Origin of the sequence: Flavobacterium sp. LM5, from assembly GCF_002017945.1 — a bacterium.
Lineage (GTDB): Bacteria > Bacteroidota > Bacteroidia > Flavobacteriales > Flavobacteriaceae > Flavobacterium > Flavobacterium succinicans.
Genome location: NZ_MUFX01000001.1, coordinates 1934543 through 1952839 on the forward strand (window position 1 = coordinate 1934543; position 18297 = coordinate 1952839).

Sequence of the window (18297 nt, forward strand, 5' to 3'; positions counted from 1 at the left end):
AAAATAAGAAACCCGTCTCGTGATTATGAGACGGGTTTTGTTTTTTTAATCAAGGAGTAAAAACACTTTTATAATTATCCCAATAGCGATAAATCAAGAATAAATTCCCCAAGAATAAAGCGCCAGCAATCGGGATGCCTTCGGGAGCTAAAAAGATATTGATGAACAATATGTTTATCGTGATGGGAAGAATCAAAATATTGGCTAAAGTCACAAAACGATTGCTAACAAAAGCTAATCCGCATAAAAGTTCAATTCCCTTGGCTAGAGGCATAAGATAGGTTGCAGCTACCAATCCTACATTGAAGGCTTTAAAATTTCCTGTTGTTTCAGGCTCAGGCACTAAATGAAAAAAATAACTGATGGAAGCGAACAGTAGTAAGAGTCCAATCAAAATTCGAATAATAGTAGTGGCTACTTTCATATATGTAAAATTTATTTGTTAGCGGTCATATATGGTATCGCTTTTTGCTTATCGGTGTTTGTTTGCAACAAACCTTTTGTTACTGGCGATTTCATATTTACAATATATTTTAGGGGTTACTTTTTTTGAAATCAACAACGAATCATTTCTTGGTTTGGTACTACTTTTAAAACTATTTTTTTAGGAAATGTTTAATTGTCTATCAAATTTAAGTAAAATATTGATAAATAGTGAATTGCGAGTCTTGTTTTTCGGATTTTGATTTTTTAAGCGAATGAATATACAGACTTTATTTTATGTTTTTTATGAAAGGCACTTTCTTGAATATCCAGTATAGTACTAAACCAATTAGCGCTAACCACCATAATTTCAAAAGGAAAACTACTAACGATAGCAAATGAAACCAACCCGATTGCAACGCATCCAAGATTTGAATTCCAATAGCTGGTTCAAAATAGTACCCTTGTTTTTCATTGGCTACCAATTCCTGTTTTACAACTTCTCTTTGGTACAACTGAAGGGTAATAGTGCTGTAATTGATTTGGTCTTGCAGCGATAAATTATCTATAAGACTAGTATCACTTGCAGCTTTTTGATTTTCAAGTTGCGATTCGGCATTCATAACATCATTGATTTTTTTACCTTTTGTATCAATGGCATTAGCTACTCTTTTTTCACTGGTAGCACTTCTTTTTTGCAACAATTCATTGGATAGTAATCGTAGCGCTACATCATCTGCTTTGATTAATCGGTAGTCTAAATAATCAATTTCTTTGGCAATTTCTTTTACCACGGTATCCATATTTTGTTGCGGTACACGAAGGGTGATGGTGTTTTCAACTTGGTATTTAGTGGTTTCTAGCGTGCTGTCTTGACTAATTTTAGTACTTATTTTGTCATTTATGGTACTTTGAAGGTTGGAGTACGTAACCAAACCACCCCATTTTTTAGTGGTATTCTCAATCAAGTTGGTCGATTGGACGACACTTTTTACTTTGAATTTGATATCTGCTGTTCGAATGAGCTTCCTTTTTTCTACAGTTTTTGGAGTTTCTGTGGTTTTTTCTGGGGTATTGCTAACGGTTGCGCTATCGGCAACAGCTGCAGCGTAATCGGCGGTTTCTTCTGCCGAAACATCAGCTTTTTTGCACGAAAATAGTACTACTGCGATGATTACGGCTAGGATGCCTGCTTTTGCAATTGTCTTCATAAATAAAATAGTTTAATAGATTAAAAAAGGGTTAAAATTCAAATAAGAGTTCCAAAATGGAGTAAGGGTAGTTTTTTAATCAATACCTAATTTTATTTAGTGAAGTAGTACTTTTTTTACCTATTAAAAAGTGTGCCAATTTTTTTGAGGAAGGAGACAGAAGGTATTTTTTTGTCGTAATTTTGGAGCTTAAAATAATTATTATTGAGAGTCTCTGAATTTTATACTATAGACAATCCTTCACTTTTTAAGGAACAACTTTTGCATTGGGCACAGCAGTTTCGTGAAGTTGCTTTTTTGGATAGCAATAATTATCCACAAGCGTATTCCAGTTATGATTGTTTGTTGGCAGTAGACGCTTTCACGCTGCTGCAAACCGATTATGATAATGCTTTTGAGGATTTAAAACAGTATCAGCAAACGACCAAGGATTGGCTGTTTGGCTATTTGTCTTATGATTTAAAAAACGATAGCGAGCGTTTACAATCCAATAACTTTGACGGCTTGGATTTCCCAGATTTATTCTTCTTTCAACCCAAAAAGATTTTTTTGCTAAAAGGCAATCAGCTTGAGACACGCTACTTGCATTTATGTGATGACGAGTTGCAAGAAGATTATCAAGATATCACGACTATTGTTCCTCAACAAAGTACTGCTTCCGAGTCTGTTGAAGTACAAGCTAGAATAGACCAAAAAAAATACATCGAGCAAGTGCAAAAAATGCAGGAATACATTCATAAAGGAGACATTTATGAAGCCAATTTTTGTATGGAATTTTATGCAGAAAATGCAACCATTCAACCGCTCGATAAGTTTCAAAAGTTAAACGCTATTTCGCAACCACCCTTTGCAGTTTTCTTAAAAAATAACCAACACTATTTGTTGTCTGCCACGCCAGAACGCTATTTGAGAAAAGAAGGAGAAGATTTGATTTCGCAACCCATAAAAGGAACCGCAAAACGCTACGAAGACCCAGCGGCTGATGAAAAAGCAAAAGATGATTTGGCTTCAAATCCAAAAGAACGCGCTGAAAATATTATGATTACCGATTTGGTTCGCAATGATTTATCGCGAACCGCCCAAAAAGGTTCGGTGCAAGTAAAAGAACTTTGCGGCATTTATTCTTTTATGCAAGTCCATCAAATGATTTCAACCATCACCTCAAAAATGGACGAAAAATATTCAGTTATTGATGTATTGCGCCTCACGTTTCCAATGGGAAGTATGACGGGAGCTCCCAAAATTTCGGCAATGAAAATCATCGAAGAATTAGAAGCGACCAAAAGAGGTTTGTACAGCGGGGCAGTAGGTTATTTCACTCCCGAAGGTGATTTCGATTTCAATGTGGTCATTCGCAGTATTTTGTACAATCAAAAGAAACAATACCTTTCTTTTTCGGTCGGAAGTGCTATCACAGGGCTATCGGTTCCAGAGCAAGAATACGAAGAATGTTTGCTCAAAGCCAAAGCAATGAAAACCGTATTAGAATAAAAAAAACAGTTCTATACTTTTTTAGGATCGCTAACAATAGGCTTTTTTGGCAATAGGGTTTCCAGCTATCCGCTATATCTTTTTTTATTTTACTCTGTCAGGGTTCAAAACCCTGACAGAGTAAAATAAAAAAAGGATGCCGCTCCTATCTGGGCTAAAGACTAACAATTGTCTATATTTGGAAACAAAAAAGGCCTCTAATTAAAAAAATGTAAATTTGAGCATGCAAAACCTCTTTTACCAACATCTACAAACGCAATTTCCATTTCTCGAAAACAAAAAATTATTGTTAGCCGTAAGTGGTGGTGTAGATAGTATGGTACTTTTGCATTTATTGCAACAATTGCCTTACACCATTGCCATCGCGCATTGTAATTTTCAACTCCGTGGTATTGAAAGTTTTGAAGACCAGAATTTTGTGCAAAATTATGCTCTTCAACATCAAATTCCCTTTTATTGCACTCAATTCGATACTCAGGCATTTGCCAATGATTATAAACTTTCGACACAAGTTGCAGCAAGAGAACTGCGTTATGATTGGTTCTATGAACAACTAGAATTGCATCAATTCGACTTTGTTTTAACCGCCCATCACGCCGATGATAATTTGGAAACTTTTTTGATTAACCTCTCAAGAGGCACAGGTTTAGACGGATTGTCGGGTATACCTGCGCAAAACGAGGCGGTAATTCGACCATTATTGCCTTTTTCTAGAACAACAATTGAGGAATATGCCAAAGTTAATAATTTACAGTGGCGCGAAGACAGTAGCAATGCTTCGGATAAATATTTACGCAACCAAATTCGCCATCATTTAGTTCCAATGCTCAAAGAACTAAATCCTGATTTTTTAAAGGCTTTTGGAATGACTCAGGAGTATTTGCAACAGGCACAAGAATTGGTTTCAGATGCGGCTAGTATGGTGTATCAGCAAGTAGCAAGAGAAGAAGATGACGCCATTTATTTTGATGTAAAGCAAGTATTGCGCTTGCCTAATTATACTTCTTATTTGTACCAATGGCTTAAAGAATATGGTTTTTCGGCTTGGGATGATATTTACAATTTGGTCGATAGTCAATCAGGGAAACAAGTTTTTTCAGCAAACTACAGATTACTCAAAGACCGCGATTTTTTTATTTTGAGTCCAATACAAGAACCTGAAAAGGGGATATATTTCATCGAAAAAAATCAAGATAAAGTTAAGATTCCCTTAAAACTCGAGTTTTGTAAAGTAACAGACATTTCAAAGACAGATTCTAATGCTATATTTGTCCAAGCGTCAAAGTTAGTTTATCCTTTGGTAATCCGAAAATGGAAAGAAGGCGATTATTTTTATCCTTTGGGAATGAAGGGAAAAAAGAAAAAAGTGAGTAAGTTTTTTAAAGATGAAAAAAGCTCACTTTTAGAAAAAGAAAATACCTGGCTTTTGTGTTCCAATGATGCCATTGTTTGGATAATCGGAATGCGGCCTGACGAACGATTTAAAGTTGAAGATAATAACAATACCATTTTAAAAATTGAATTAATATAGATGAAAAAGTACCTTATTTTAGGAATTAGCTTATTGCTTTTTAGTTTTACCCATGCACAAATTTTAGATCCTGTAAAATGGACGACGAAAATTGAAAAAAAATCCGAAAACACCTTTTTGATTTCGCTGAATGCCATCATCGAAAATGAATGGCATGTGTATTCTCAATTTACGCCTGATGGTGGGCCACTACCTTTAGAAATTTCTTTTACCAATCAAAAAGGAAACTATAATTTGGTAGGCAAAGCCAAAGAAGGAAAAACAAGAACCGCCTACAATGATATTTTTGAAGTAAATGAAACTTTTTTTGAGAAGAAAGCTCAAATTACTCAAGAAATTTCGGTTACTAATAAAGGAGTAAAAACGATCGAAATAGTGATTAATTACCAAGCTTGTAAAGAGGTTTGTATTAATCTTGAAAAGAAATTTAGCATTGCCCTTCCTGCTAATAGTGAAGGAGCAGAGGCGACCACAGCCACAGGAATCACGGCTGACAGCGCTGTAGATAGCACTAATTCATTGAGTGTTGCATCCACAGTTGTTGATACGACAGCAGTAACTAGCCCTGCTGTTGCTACTTCAAGTACTGAAAATGTTCCTGACGAGACTCCAGCGACCGAACATGGGTTATGGGCCATTTTCTTCATTGCCTTTTTATCAGGTTTTGCGGCATTATTAACACCATGTGTGTTTCCAATGATTCCAATGACCGTTAGTTTTTTTACCAAGCAAAGTAAAAATAAAGCCACCGGTATACGAAATGCCATTATTTACGGGATCTCCATTATTGTAATCTATGTGGTTTTGGGATTATTAGTCACAGGTATTTTTGGTGCCGATGCTTTAAACGCCTTATCTACCAATGTATGGTTTAATTTGATTTTCTTTGTTTTATTATTGGTTTTTGCGTCTTCATTTTTAGGCGCCTTCGAGATTATGTTACCTAATTCTTGGGCCAACAAAGTAGACAGTCAAGCGGATCGTGGTGGAATCATAGGTATTTTGTTTATGGCTTTAGCCTTGGCTATAGTGTCGTTTTCATGCACGGGGCCAATCGTTGGCACGTTATTGGTAGAAGCCGCTTCAAAGGGTGGTATTGCTCCTGTTATTGGAATGCTAGGGTTTTCATCAGCTTTGGCTTTGCCTTTTATGTTGTTTGCCATGTTTCCGGGTTGGTTGAATTCGTTACCCAAATCAGGTGGATGGTTGAATACCGTTAAAGTATTTTTAGGCTTTTTAGAGTTGGCTTTGGCTTTCAAATTTTTATCCAATGCTGATTTGGTATTGCAGCTTCACATTTTAGAGCGTGAAGTGTTCATTGCCATTTGGATTGCTATATTCGGAACTTTGTCGTTGTACTTGTTTGGAAAAATTACTTTGCCGCATGATAGTCCGATAGCGTCTATTTCTGTAGGACGTTTGTATATGGGGTTATTGACTTTAATTTTCACCTTCTACCTGATTCCAGGACTTTGGGGAGCACCTTTGAAATTGATTAGTGCTTTTCCACCTCCAATGGAATATAGTGAAAGTCCCAACGGAGTAGGAGGAAGCGCAAAATTAACTAGTATAGCTGTACTTCCTGAAGGCGCCAAAAATGGTCCTCATGGTATAGTAGTTTTTGATGATTACGAAAGTGGATTGGCGTATGCCAAAGAAGTCAATAAGCCTATTATGCTTGATTTTACTGGTTTTGCTTGCGTAAATTGCCGAAAAATGGAAAACAACGTGTGGTCGGATCCAAAAGTACTATCGATTCTTAAAGATAAAGTAGTAGTCATTTCATTGTATGTCGATGATAAACGTGAGTTACCTAAAAAGGATCAATTTATTTCTAAAACCACAGGCGAAGAGATTGAAACTATTGGTGATAAATGGACGGATTTTATGATTTCAAAATACAAAACCAACACGCAACCTTTGTATGTGTTGACGGATTTAGAAGGAAATAATTTAAATACTGCCAAGCCAACCATTAGTTATGTTGGTGTAAAAGAATATCAAGCTTGGTTGGAAGCAGGAATTGCTAAGTTTTAGTTTATAAAATATATTTTTTTAATCCCATCTGTGAAAACGGATGGGATTTCTTATTTTTACCAACTATCAAAATAAATAACCACATGAAAAAACTGTTTGTATCTCTATTCTTGTTAGTAGCTGTTTCGCTTTTGGGACAAGACAAAAAGAGTAATTACGTTGCCGAAAACTATACCAAACAAGAAGTAAGCATCAAAATGCGTGATGGCTTGACGCTATTCACCTCCATTTATTCTCCAAAAGATACTTCTAAAAAGTATCCGATTGTAATGCAGCGTACTCCCTACAATTGCGCACCTTACGGACCAGACCAGTTTAAAAGAAGCATTGCTCCCAACGAAACAATGATGAAAGAAGGTTACATTGTGGTGTATCAAGATGTTAGAGGACGTTACATGAGCGATGGTTTATATGATAATATGAGAGGTTATATACCAAATAAAAAAGCAAAAACCGAGGTAGATGAAGCCTCAGACACTTATGATACTATTGATTGGTTGGTGAAAAATGTACCCAATAACAACGGAAATGTGGGGACTTGGGGCATTTCGTATCCCGGATTTTATGCTTCTTATTCTTTGTTGAGTGGACATCCTGCCTTAAAAGCTGTTTCTCCTCAAGCCTGTATAGCCGATTTCTTTTTTGATGACTTCCATCATAATGGAGCTTATATGTTGAGCTATTGGAAGGTGACGCCACTTTTTGGTCCTCAAAAAACAAAGCCAACTACAGAAGCTTGGTTTAAATTCCCCAATGTAGGTACCAATGACGATTATCAATTCTTTTTGAATGCTGGACCGTTAGTGAATTTGGACAAATACTACGATTCGTCTAATGAATTTTGGCAACAACTAAAAGAGCATTCAAGCTATGACGAGTTTTGGCAAAAGAGAGGTTTGTTACAGCATTTAAAAAACATTAAACCTGCTGTAATGACAGTAGGCGGATGGTTTGATGCCGAAGATTTGTACGGTCCATTGAATACGTATTCAACCATAGAAAAAAACAGTAAAAATTACAATACTATTGTTATGGGGCCTTGGAGCCACGGCGATTGGGCTAGAAATTCAGAAAAGCAAATCATTGGAAATATTAATTTTGGTGACAGTATTTCTGGTTTTTATCAAAAGAATATTGAAGCTAATTTTTTCCGTCATTTCTTGAAAAATAATGGAAAAGGGGAAAACAAATTACCCGAAGCTTATGTTTTTGATACAGGAAGAAAAGAATGGAAAACCTACGATACTTGGCCTCCAAAAAACACAGAGAAGCAACAGTTTTATTTGCAACCGCAACAAAAATTGACTGAAAATGCTGGAGCAGTCTCTTTTGAGGAATTTGTCAGCGACCCAAAGAAACCTGTGCCACATTCTGAAGATATCAAACAGCAAGGGTTGACGCCAAGAAAATATATGACCGATGACCAACGATTTGCGGCTAGGAGACCTGATGTTTTGGTTTTTGAAACCGATGTTTTAGCAGAAGATGTTACTTTGGTCGGAGATATTTTAGCTAAATTGCAAGTAGCCACCACTGGAACTGATGCGGATTGGATAGTTAAAGTTGTGGATGTTTTTCCAAATGACGAACCAGAAACAAAAGAAGTGCAGCCGTATTTAAAAATGAGCAATTATCATATGATGGTGCGCAGTGAGGTGATGAGAGGTCGTTTTCGTAATAGTTTTGTAAATCCAGAACCTTTTGTTGCTAACGAGAAAACTCCGGTAAATGTAAAATTGCAAGATGTTTTTCATACCTTCAAAAAAGGGCATAAAATTCAAATTCAAGTGCAAAGTACTTGGTTTCCTTTGATTGATTTGAATCCTCAAACTTTTGTGTCGAACATTTTTTATGCCAAGCCAGAGGATTTCAAAAAACAAACCCATCGTGTGTATTCAGACTCAGCTATTGAATTTACTGTTTTGAAATAATTTCAAAGCAAATTCCAAATACTTAAAAAGAGATTAATCGTAAACAAAAACCGCAAGAGTTTCCTATGAGGTAGCTTTTGCGGTTTTTTTATTTGAATATCCAATTTTAGTTCTGCTAGAAATTATGCGGGCTTAGAAAATGATTTAGAGGTCGTAATGTTGGATTTATTTTAGATTGTTGATGCACTGTGTGGGCACGGATTACTTCGTCAGTTCACTTCGTTTGTGTGCAAATCCGAGCTATCGTGCGTAGAGATAGATCCGCGTGATCGGGACCTCAAATCTGAGGGCTTTTTCTTTGTAACATATCTATCCATTGGCTACAATAAGTGATATATTTTTCTAAGGAAATTTTTACATATTCAGTATAATTATTTTCAATGAATAAAGTATCTAAGAGCCAATCCCCATCTTCGTTTAGAATATTTTCTCCATTGTCTTTTTTTAATCCTGGTAGACGCCTGCCAATTTGTTCAATGGATTCATCAAGTACCATTACATGATCATGTCTGAAACAGATTGTACCACGCCATGGAAAAGAATTCCAATCAGTGATTTTTCCTGTTCTGTTTCTTAGCGAGTCTAAATATGGTAAAATTTCATTTTCCCACTGAGCAATAGTTTTAAATGTAGTAATTGAATGCCCTAACAAGTAATAATATTTCCCAAAGGTTTGTTCATCAAAGTTTTCATAAAACGAACGTTCTTCCAGAATTTGCTTTTCAAAATCTTTATTATTCATAACACTATGGAATTATGTAGGCAGTTGAAATATTATTACTACCATCAAGGTACATTTCTATCTTAACACCATCAGCAGTACTACCCGATAGCGCGGATTTGCAATCCGTGCCCACAACGATTAGCCTACAAAGCAAATCTACACGAAAACAAAGAAATACAAGCTATTTTTTTTCTTCATTTTATAGCTTTTATTGTATTTTTAAATAAAAAAAATGTCAACAAAGTATAAAGCAACAACAACAGATCAGGCATATTTTATAACCATAACAACAGTAGGTTGGGTTGATATTTTTACTCGACTCAACCAAAAGTATAATATTATTAATGCTTTGCAATATTGTCAGGAGAAAAAGGACTTGAGATTTATGCGTATTGCATTATGCACAGTCATATCCATTTAATGTGCAAAGCCACGAATGGTTTTATTTTATCTGATGTTATGCGTGATTTTAAAAAATTCACCTCCAAGAAAATTATTCAAACAATAATAGAAGAACCAGAGAGTCGCAGGGAGTGGCTCTTGGCTTATTTTGAAAATGCGTGTGCGCATCTTAAGAGAAATCAAAGCTATAAAGTATGGCAAGATGGCTATCACGCTGAAATAATAGAAACCAATTGGTTCATAAAACAAAAAGTGAATTATATCCACAACAATCCTGTAAAAGAGAAAGTAGTTAGCTCTCCAGAGGATTACTATTTTAGTTCTGCTAGAAATTATGCGGGCTTAGAAAATGATTTAGAGGTCGTAATGTTGGATTTATTTTAGATTGTTTATGCACTGTGTGGGCACGGATTTTAAATCCGCGCGATCGGGTGATCGTACGTAGAGATATATCCGCGCGATCGGGGATTTATAAAGGAGCGAAGTCGGAGACGATAGCAGCATTTCAAAAGAACACTTCGAACAGCTGGGAAACCTCATATATAAATACCTATAAATTTGCATCTTAAATTTAACAATTTTTACTTGTTTTTATCATAGAATGCGGAGCGGGCTATCTAGAAAAATAACTATTAAAAATTACATCTTTTTCAATCGTTATATACGAGTCAATTGACAAATAAAGCTTTGCTAGATCATACTTTGTTTTTAAAACTATTTTTATTTTTTCATCTTTTTTAACTATTATTTCTCCACATTTTATTAGAAAATCTAACATACCCTTTGTTTTTCCAATTGCCAATCCTTGACCTGAAGCTATTTGAAAAGCATCAGTAATTTTTATTATCTCATTATAGTTAATAACATTCTCTTTCTTTAATCTCTTTAAAATTTCTATCTGATATTCTATCATAATTATAAATTTTTAAATTGATACAACTTAAAATAAGCGCTTAAGATTTCAAAGAACTTAACTCAAAATTGCATCTTCACTTTGTTTAAATTTTGTTTGTTCAAAGACTTAATAGTTAGTTAATCATTTGGATTAACTTCTGAATTTTTTATAAAACCCCGATAGCGCGGATTTGCAATCCGTGCCCACAACGATTAGCCTACAAAGCAAATCTACACGAAAACAAAGAAATACAAGTTATTTTTTTTCTTCATTTTGTAGCTTTTATTGTATTTTTAAATAAAAAAAATGTCAACAAAGTATAAAGCAACAACAACAGATCAGGCATATTTTATAACCATAACAACAGTAGGTTGGGTTGATATATTTACACGACTCAATCAAAAGTATAATATTATTAATGCTTTGCAATATTGTCAGGAGAAAAAAGGACTTGAGATTTATGCGTATTGCATTATGCACAGTCATATCCATTTAATGTGCAAAGCCACGAATGGTTTTATTTTATCTGATGTTATGCGTGATTTTAAAAAATTCACCTCCAAGAAAATTATTCAAACAATAATAGAAGAACCAGAGAGTCGCAGGGAGTGGCTTTTGGCTTATTTTGAAAAAGCGTGTGCGCATCTTAAGAGAAATCAAAGCTATAAAGTATGGCAAGATGGCTATCACGCTGAAATAATAGAAACCAATTGGTTCATAAAACAAAAAGTGAATTATATCCACAACAATCCTGTAAAAGAGAAAGTAGTTAGCTCACCAGAGGATTATTATTTTAGTTCTGCTAGAAATTATGCGGGTTTAGAAAATGAATTAGATGTCGTAATGTTAGATTTGTTTTAGATTGTTGATTAACTGTGTGGGCACGGATTGCAAATCCGCGCTATCGTGCGTAGAGATAGATCCGCGCGATCAGGTTACTTCGTCAGTTCACTTTGTTCGTGTGCAAATCCGCGCTATCGTGCGTAGAGATAGATCCGCGTGATTGGGATGCAATTCCGCGCTATCAGTATCGAGAATGTTCTTAATATCCGAGCCATCGGGCACTATCGTGCGTAGAGATAGATCCGCGCGATCAGGTCATATCCGCGCTATCGGGAGTTATTTTATTTATAGTAACATTTCCTATTTTATCAGTTCCAGCGTCTGAGATTTTAAAAATTCTATTATTACTTACAGTTAAATTAAAATCTTTATTAAAATAATTGGCAACATCGTTATCATTCAACTTTATGTCATATTTTATTTTCATACTAGTTTGTCCGTTAATAATAGCTCCAAACCCTTCTTTTTGTCTTTTTGTTAAAGCAGTACCTTGAGAAAGTTTATTTTCAATTATAATGGTGTCTTCAATTTTTCCAAGTGCATTTTTCTTAATTAACAAAATGTCTGCCTTCATAAAACCTCCTGTAGTTCCTAGTGGCACTTCGGTTAATATATCGTACAATTTAAGATTTTCAGGTGTCATGTCAAGGCTATGAGCTAAATCTTCAAATAATTTCCCAGATTTAAGTTTTATTGCATCTGTTATGTTTTTACTTAAACGATTACCTGTTGCAACAACTTCCCCAAAATTAGAGAGTTTAGAGCTTCTGTTTATCCAATTTTCTAATTTTTCTTTAGAGGCAGATGAGGTTATTAATTCTGCGATTTCATCAGGAAAATTTTCATAATCTGCTCTTGTAAATTTATTTTTATGACCGACAATTGCTTCAGCATATCGACTATCTGCATTTAGTAATGCTACAAAGTCACTATCACAATCATCTAGAAATTTGCTAAGTGTTGCTCCTGCTTTATCATCAGTAAGTTGAGAAATAAACTTTTGAACATCGGGTTTTTTTTTATAATTCTATTTTATATAAGGTTTTTGTATTAAATATTTTTCATCCCATTCATACAATGGTTTTGTCTTTTCTAATGTTTTTATGATTTTTAGATATTTGTCATAATCTTTTTTTAATAATTTGTCATTTGGAGTCTCTTCTAGTTCCAGCTTAAATATCCCTAACATTTCTTCAATTAAATTATAATAACACGGATGTGAGCACAGTTTCCATATAATCACTTTTTTATAAAAACCATCCCCCGAAAATAAATCTGCAATAAAACCATTATCTTTTGTTTCTAAAAATGGTAAAAAATCGCGAATATCCTGCCAATAGTTAAAAAAGGGAATAGCCTCTTGTTCTATATACTCTTGTATAAGTTGACACGCTTTATCTATGCCAGCTTCAGTATCTAAACTTATAGGTAATTGACTCAAAATTTCTTGATAATCATGCTTAAAAGGAAATTTGTTTCCAAGAATATCAATAGTTGGATTATTTTGTCCTAATTCGTATTTATTATTCAGAATGTTTTCTATTTCAAAAAAAATAATGCTTGATGAAATATTTGTTAAAAAAAAAGCGTTTAAGTTTCCACAATATATTTTATTTAAAATAGTGTTGTTAATCTTTTCAAGACTTATATAATTCTCTTTTGATATAACAACATTAAAACCCTCAGGTGAAATTCCTTCAAATTTTTTAGTTATATATTCTATATTCATATTAAATTTATTTAAAGATTTTAATTGTTTCTGTTATACTCTTCCCATCTCCGTTACTTATTGACTTATAAATGTCGGATCTATATATTCTGACTTTATCTCCCCGATAGCGCGGATTTGCAATCCGTGCCCACAACGATGAGCCGCAAACATAATCCATGCCAGCAAAGCAAATCTACACGAAAACAAAGAAATACAAGTTATGTTTTTGTTTGTTTTGTTGCTTTTATTGTATTTTAAATAAAAAAATGTCAACAAAAAATGAAGCAACAATCCTGTAAAAGAGAAAGTAGTTAGCTCACCAGAGGATTATTATTTTAGTTCTGCTAGAAATTATGCGGGCTTAGAAAATGATTTAGAGGTCGTAATGTTGAATTTATTTTGATTGTTGATGCACTGTGTGGGCACGGATTACAAATCCGCGCTATCGTGCGAGTGACATATCTGCGCTATCGGTTTTTTTTTTGTTTTTACTTGTATTATTTGACTTTGATTATGGGCACGGAATGCAATTCCGCGCTATCGGGTTGCGCTATCGTACGAAGAGATATATCCGCGCGATCGGGGTTATGATGACAAAGAAGTTCTTTGTGTTCACGAGCGGGGCTTGCGTTAGCCTTTTATAATATGTTTCAAGAATGATATTTTTTATTCCAATAATAGAATCTATCGAAACGAGTGTTTAAAAAATCAGTTAATTCTAATGTATAAGGATCTAAAATTTGGGATTCTGTATATTCTAACTCATAATCTATATCTAGTATATCTAATTCAAAACCTTGATCATTAATGAATCTTTTATAATGATTATAACATAATCTTTTACCTTTTAAAAAGCTTTCGATAGGAGGATTTGATTCATTTTTTTTTTTCTATTTGTTCCAAAATTAATTCAGACTTGAATTTTGGTACCTTAAGAATTTTGTTAACAGTTCCGTCTAAATTAAATATTATAGCATTATCTGGATGTGGATATATTTTACTATTTTGAAATATAGCTACAACATATTGCAAAGTTGAAATAGGAAAACCTTCAACACTTCCATTTTCATCAGATATACTTATTTTTTCACCATTATATTCCCAATAAATTCCTTGCTTTTTTCCTTTTAAGAATTCTTCTTTCTTATTTTTTTCAATTTTATCAAAATTAGGTAGATGCGAATTTAATATATCTATTGGTATGTTAATTCCACTTTCATTGAATTTTTTCCAGTTTTTAATCATGGTCTTGATATATTTAATTATTATGTAAACTAATTTTTTCTGAAAGTTTTGATAATGAATACTTCATAGCTTCTGACCAGGAACGATTATTCTGAGATATTTTTTTGTCTCTTATATAATACTTAAAGTAATCAATGTTTACATTTTCATTGTATCTATATGTATCTAAAACTACAAGAGAGAAATCGTATAATATTTTGTCAAAGATAACTTGTTGAATTATAGTATCACCAGTAAATTCATGGTGTAAAAAAATTTCACCAATCTGTAATTCTCTACCAATCACATTTTTTATCCAAGATTGATCATCACAATCAATATCAGTATACATCCGCAAGCTTAAATATTCATATCCTGTACTATTTGAATTAATGACATCATTAATAAAATCAGGATAATCAATTACTTTAATTTGTGAAAGAAACCCTGATAAAATTAGGTTTTCGGGTTTGAAATCGATATCTAATCGATAAAATGATCCCTTATTATCTTTTCTATGGCTTATTACGTATTCCATGATTATTTAAAGTAAAACGTTTTAACTTTCTGATCTCTGATAATAAATTCTATTTCATAACCATCTTTAGTAATTCCTGAAGTAAGCTTGTCTTCAATCATATTTCCCTTGTTATTACAATCCAGTAAAGCTTCCTTTAGCGCTTTTTCTAATTTTGAATCTGTCCAAATTTTAGGATCATAAATTGTCTTGACGTAATTTTTTATAGAAGATTCACCTTTAGTTGCTCCAGTAGTGAAACCTTTATTGACATCTTTTCCATCAATTTTAACAGTATACTTACCATCAGTTGTAGGAACTCTATATTCTATAATTGTTACTCCGGGAACTTTTGAGTGTGCTGACTGTTTTAAAATTACTATATCTTCTACTTCATCTAATGTTTTACCAATAGGAAAATTAAAATCTAAATTATCAATTGCTTTAGCCACCCTTAGTTTATAAAATTCTGTGGCATCATGTAAACCTTTAATTTCCATTAATGTAGAATTAGATAAATCCCTAAATTTAATGTGTTTTAAAGCCTCAGGTATATCAAATTTAGAAAAATCTAATTCACTAATTAACAATGTACCTTTTTCATCACTGATCTTCAAATATTTTTTCCAATCTTCACCACGTACATTTTCAATGAATTCATATTGATGTTGATTACCTGCATAAACTTGTCCAGCATTTGAGCCAGAAATTTCTTGTAATGGAGCAACTACTCCACCAGCTCTGCGAAGTCTCCTGACTTCGCACTTTTTTTAAATCTTCAATTAAAGCAGTAAATCTAGTAAAAGTCTCCCGACTTTTTCCGTGAATATGATGAAAGAGTCTTTCAGGAATTTTAAAAATGCACAATAAAATTAATACAAATTGTATTTAGTAAAAGAGTTTAGGATTCAAGACATCAACAATGGGACTGTCAGCTTTATCTATTTTGAGCAGCCCTGTATCGTTAACATAATTACTAGCACTTGAGTAAATGTATTGTGATGCTTTTTCAACAATTCCTGCACGTACAGGATTTAGATGAATATAATCTAACTTTGACCACATAAACTTGTTAGTGTAGATTTCTTCTGGATGGTTGCCATATTGCCAGAACTGATAGTTTTTGTTTCTTGAATGGCTTTCGGTTGCCAATTTAAAACGTTCTAGCATCCATTGTCTTCGGCTCTCAGGTTCGATTTGTATTTTTTCTAAGATTTTGGTTGCTATGAACTTTTTGAAATCACGTATTAAATCTGAAAGTTTACCGTCACTGGATTGAACTATTAAATGAATATGATTGCTCATGATAACATAGCCGTAAAGAACCATTCCTTTGTGCTCAATACAATAATCTAAACACTCGATAACCGTATCTCTATATGTTTTTCGTGTAAAAATATCGATCCAATCTACAACAGTTGCTGTTAGAAAATGTGGCAAAGTTTGATCTCTTATAACGAAGCCTTCTTTGTTAGTTGTGTTATTTTGAATCATTTTGAACGTAATTTTACCTATAATTCAAATCATCATAAAAAACTACAAAATACCTCAACGGTTACTTTGTCGTTTTTTATGATGATTTGAAACGCATATCATGCTAAAGACATTTACTTTAAAAGTAGGGAGACTTTGACACGTTTACGGTTTTTAAGAACTCTTTAAAAAACGTAAAAGTCATGAGACTTTGCGGAGCGGGGCGCAGCTGGTTACTGATTTTGATCAACGATTTTTGATTGCTGATGGTCAAAACGTTTAAAAATATTTTTTTTTAATCACTTGTGCTAAAATCTAAAAGCAAGAATCGTTAATCTACAATCTAAAATCTCATAACTTAATGACATTGGGATTGTATCCGAACGATAGCGAATTGACGAAGTATATCCGCGGGATAGCTTGATAATACGTTTTAAGATCTCGCTAAATAGAGGATATTCAAGCAGCGCTTAGGAGTTGAACAGTTTAATGACTCTAGACCATATAAAACGGAGTATAGGTAGCAGTAATAAATAGATTGCCCCAGTTATCAATACCAAAACGGTTCCTATTATAATTGGGAGTACACCTCCAAAAGTGTATGTCATGCCTAGTACAAAACCCAACAAACATTCTGCTCGATAAATGGGAAAGAAAAAAGCAAAGACCAACAAGCCCACAAGCATATAAAAAGGGACATCTTGATTGCCAAGTAAAAAAAACACCGAAAGAACAATTCCGAAAAACAAAGCGCCTACAAAATGAGTAACAAAACGGGTTGGAAAAACTTTGCTCGTTGATTCTTTCTCTATTCGTACTTGTGATCGGTAGAGCAAGAACCAAGTTAACAAAGGAAGCAAAAGACCGCCCCACCAATTAGAAAATTTGGGTAAATCTTTATTTTGCAAAATATGATGACTAGGTACCCCACCATGATAAAAATCCCAAAGTAATAAAATCCAAATGGCTACTGTGACTACAAGTGTAACATACAATCGTTGCTTGAAAAAGGATAGTTGAGGCATGGTTTTGCTATTTAGTTTTTGTTAGTTAAAATCCTAATACATTAGTAGTAAAAAAAGCATATAAGTTACAGGTTATTGGGTATACTTGCTATTCGTTGATTAATATTTTTTTTAGGAGCACCACATCCTTGCTTACAACACCAGTCGTCCCGCTGTTCGTTATATCTTACTGTGCGAACCCCGCCCAGTAAGGATACCACTGCCATCGGGGCTAAGCGAGGCGCGTAGGTTTTCATAACATAAAAAAAATAACAATATCTTTTTAGAATAGTACTGTTTAGGGAATGATGTTGTCAAATGTTTTTATTTCGCGCTGCTGCGTCTGACTTTCTCTCTTGTTGAAAAGGCAATTCTAATGTTAGGGCAATTGTCTTTTACTTTGTTGGTATGAATCAGCGTGTCATTTCTTAGGATAAATTTTTCATTCTCAAAAATCTCATAAGTAGCTTCACGACCATTTGGTTCACAATTTTTAATTGTCTTATTGTTTTCAAAATAAGTTGTATCATTATATGCAATGCAAGAAATTCCAAATCGATGTTGAAACAAACATCCTGTGGGTTTTGTGCTATTTAAAATGATAGTGTCCTTTTCAATTTTCCATATTCCGTTGCTTTTGGAACCATCCTGACACGAACGACTTGAATATTCGAAGGTGTTGTTTTCTTTGATGTTTAATTTTGCTCTGAAAGGCATTCCTTGAACAGTGTCATACCATGTTCTCACAAACTTTGGATTTTCGATGGTTTGCGGTAACTCTTTTTTACAACTTGAAAATAAAACCAAGCAAACAAACAGAAAGCCTATTTGGTGTTTGAAGTCAAAGATTTTGGTTGTATTGCGCATGGGAGAAATGGTG

General features: G+C 33.8%; 17 protein-coding genes and 1 pseudogene. 6 read left to right on the forward strand and 12 right to left on the reverse strand.

Annotation, left to right across the window (positions count from 1 at the left end; translation table 11 throughout):
- Window positions 1–49: 49 nt before the first annotated feature.
- On the reverse strand, window positions 50–424 hold the full coding sequence (locus tag BXU11_RS08255; RefSeq protein WP_078211938.1) for a DoxX family membrane protein: 375 nt from the start codon (window positions 422–424) through the stop codon (window positions 50–52).
- 289 nt (window positions 425–713) lie between these two features.
- Window positions 714–1634 (reverse strand): DUF4349 domain-containing protein, encoded by a 921-nt coding sequence (locus BXU11_RS08260; protein ID WP_078211940.1) that lies wholly within the window; start codon window positions 1632–1634, stop codon window positions 714–716.
- A gap of 204 nt (window positions 1635–1838) precedes the next feature.
- On the opposite strand from BXU11_RS08260, the gene BXU11_RS08265 reads away from it, so the two are divergent.
- From BXU11_RS08265 to BXU11_RS08280, 4 genes are all read left to right on the forward strand, one after another.
- Window positions 1839–3125: an anthranilate synthase component I family protein gene (locus BXU11_RS08265; protein ID WP_078211942.1), complete on the forward strand. Its 1287-nt coding sequence runs from the start codon at window positions 1839–1841 to the stop codon at window positions 3123–3125.
- Between the two features lie 223 nt (window positions 3126–3348).
- On the forward strand, window positions 3349–4656 hold the full coding sequence (tilS, locus tag BXU11_RS08270; RefSeq protein ID WP_078211944.1) for a tRNA lysidine(34) synthetase TilS: 1308 nt from the start codon (window positions 3349–3351) through the stop codon (window positions 4654–4656).
- Window positions 4657–6693 (forward strand): protein-disulfide reductase DsbD, encoded by a 2037-nt coding sequence (locus BXU11_RS08275; RefSeq protein ID WP_078211946.1) that lies wholly within the window; start codon window positions 4657–4659, stop codon window positions 6691–6693. It begins immediately after the preceding gene.
- A gap of 83 nt (window positions 6694–6776) precedes the next feature.
- Complete coding sequence (locus tag BXU11_RS08280; protein WP_078211948.1) at window positions 6777–8624, forward strand: CocE/NonD family hydrolase; 1848 nt, start codon at window positions 6777–6779, stop codon at window positions 8622–8624.
- A 277-nt stretch (window positions 8625–8901) separates the two neighbouring features.
- On the opposite strand, the gene BXU11_RS08285 is transcribed toward BXU11_RS08280, so the two are convergent.
- Entirely contained in the window at window positions 8902–9366 is a 465-nt protein-coding gene (locus tag BXU11_RS08285; protein WP_078211950.1) for a hypothetical protein, read from the reverse strand.
- Window positions 9367–9580: 214 nt separating this feature from the next.
- Between BXU11_RS08285 and BXU11_RS08290 the strand changes: the two are divergent.
- A pseudogene (locus BXU11_RS08290) lies at window positions 9581–10134 on the forward strand (transposase).
- A gap of 229 nt (window positions 10135–10363) precedes the next feature.
- On the opposite strand, the gene BXU11_RS08295 reads toward BXU11_RS08290, so the two are convergent.
- Window positions 10364–10663 carry a hypothetical protein gene (locus BXU11_RS08295; protein WP_078211952.1) on the reverse strand — a complete coding sequence of 100 codons (300 nt, stop codon included), beginning with the start codon at window positions 10661–10663 and terminating at the stop codon, window positions 10364–10366.
- 288 nt (window positions 10664–10951) lie between these two features.
- Between BXU11_RS08295 and BXU11_RS08300 the strand changes: the two genes are divergently transcribed.
- Window positions 10952–11506, forward strand: a complete 555-nt coding sequence (locus tag BXU11_RS08300) for a transposase (RefSeq protein WP_078211954.1) — start codon at window positions 10952–10954, stop codon at window positions 11504–11506.
- 232 nt (window positions 11507–11738) lie between these two features.
- Here the strand turns inward: BXU11_RS08300 and BXU11_RS08305 are convergent, their stop codons facing one another.
- From BXU11_RS08305 to BXU11_RS08340, 8 genes are all read right to left on the reverse strand, one after another.
- Window positions 11739–12110, reverse strand: coding sequence for a hypothetical protein (locus BXU11_RS08305; RefSeq protein WP_223253699.1), 372 nt, complete (start codon window positions 12108–12110; stop codon window positions 11739–11741).
- Window positions 12111–12515: 405 nt separating this feature from the next.
- Window positions 12516–13217: a hypothetical protein gene (locus tag BXU11_RS08310; RefSeq protein WP_078211956.1), complete on the reverse strand. Its 702-nt coding sequence runs from the start codon at window positions 13215–13217 to the stop codon at window positions 12516–12518.
- Window positions 13218–14075: 858 nt separating this feature from the next.
- A complete protein-coding gene (locus tag BXU11_RS08315; RefSeq protein WP_078211958.1) occupies window positions 14076–14444 on the reverse strand; it encodes a hypothetical protein in 369 nt (122 codons plus the stop codon).
- A gap of 13 nt (window positions 14445–14457) precedes the next feature.
- Window positions 14458–14961 (reverse strand): hypothetical protein, encoded by a 504-nt coding sequence (locus tag BXU11_RS08320; protein WP_078211960.1) that lies wholly within the window; start codon window positions 14959–14961, stop codon window positions 14458–14460.
- A gap of 2 nt (window positions 14962–14963) precedes the next feature.
- The gene (locus BXU11_RS08325) at window positions 14964–15557 is read right to left on the reverse strand and encodes an EndoU domain-containing protein (protein WP_078211961.1); all 594 of its coding nucleotides are present in this window, start codon (window positions 15555–15557) and stop codon (window positions 14964–14966) included.
- Between the two features lie 271 nt (window positions 15558–15828).
- Window positions 15829–16434, reverse strand: a complete 606-nt coding sequence (locus tag BXU11_RS08330) for a transposase (protein ID WP_078211962.1) — start codon at window positions 16432–16434, stop codon at window positions 15829–15831.
- A 449-nt stretch (window positions 16435–16883) separates the two neighbouring features.
- Window positions 16884–17438 carry a hypothetical protein gene (locus tag BXU11_RS08335; protein WP_078211964.1) on the reverse strand — a complete coding sequence of 185 codons (555 nt, stop codon included), beginning with the start codon at window positions 17436–17438 and terminating at the stop codon, window positions 16884–16886.
- A gap of 303 nt (window positions 17439–17741) precedes the next feature.
- On the reverse strand, window positions 17742–18164 hold the full coding sequence (locus tag BXU11_RS08340) for a hypothetical protein (protein WP_139363460.1): 423 nt from the start codon (window positions 18162–18164) through the stop codon (window positions 17742–17744).
- Window positions 18165–18297 lie beyond the last annotated feature (133 nt).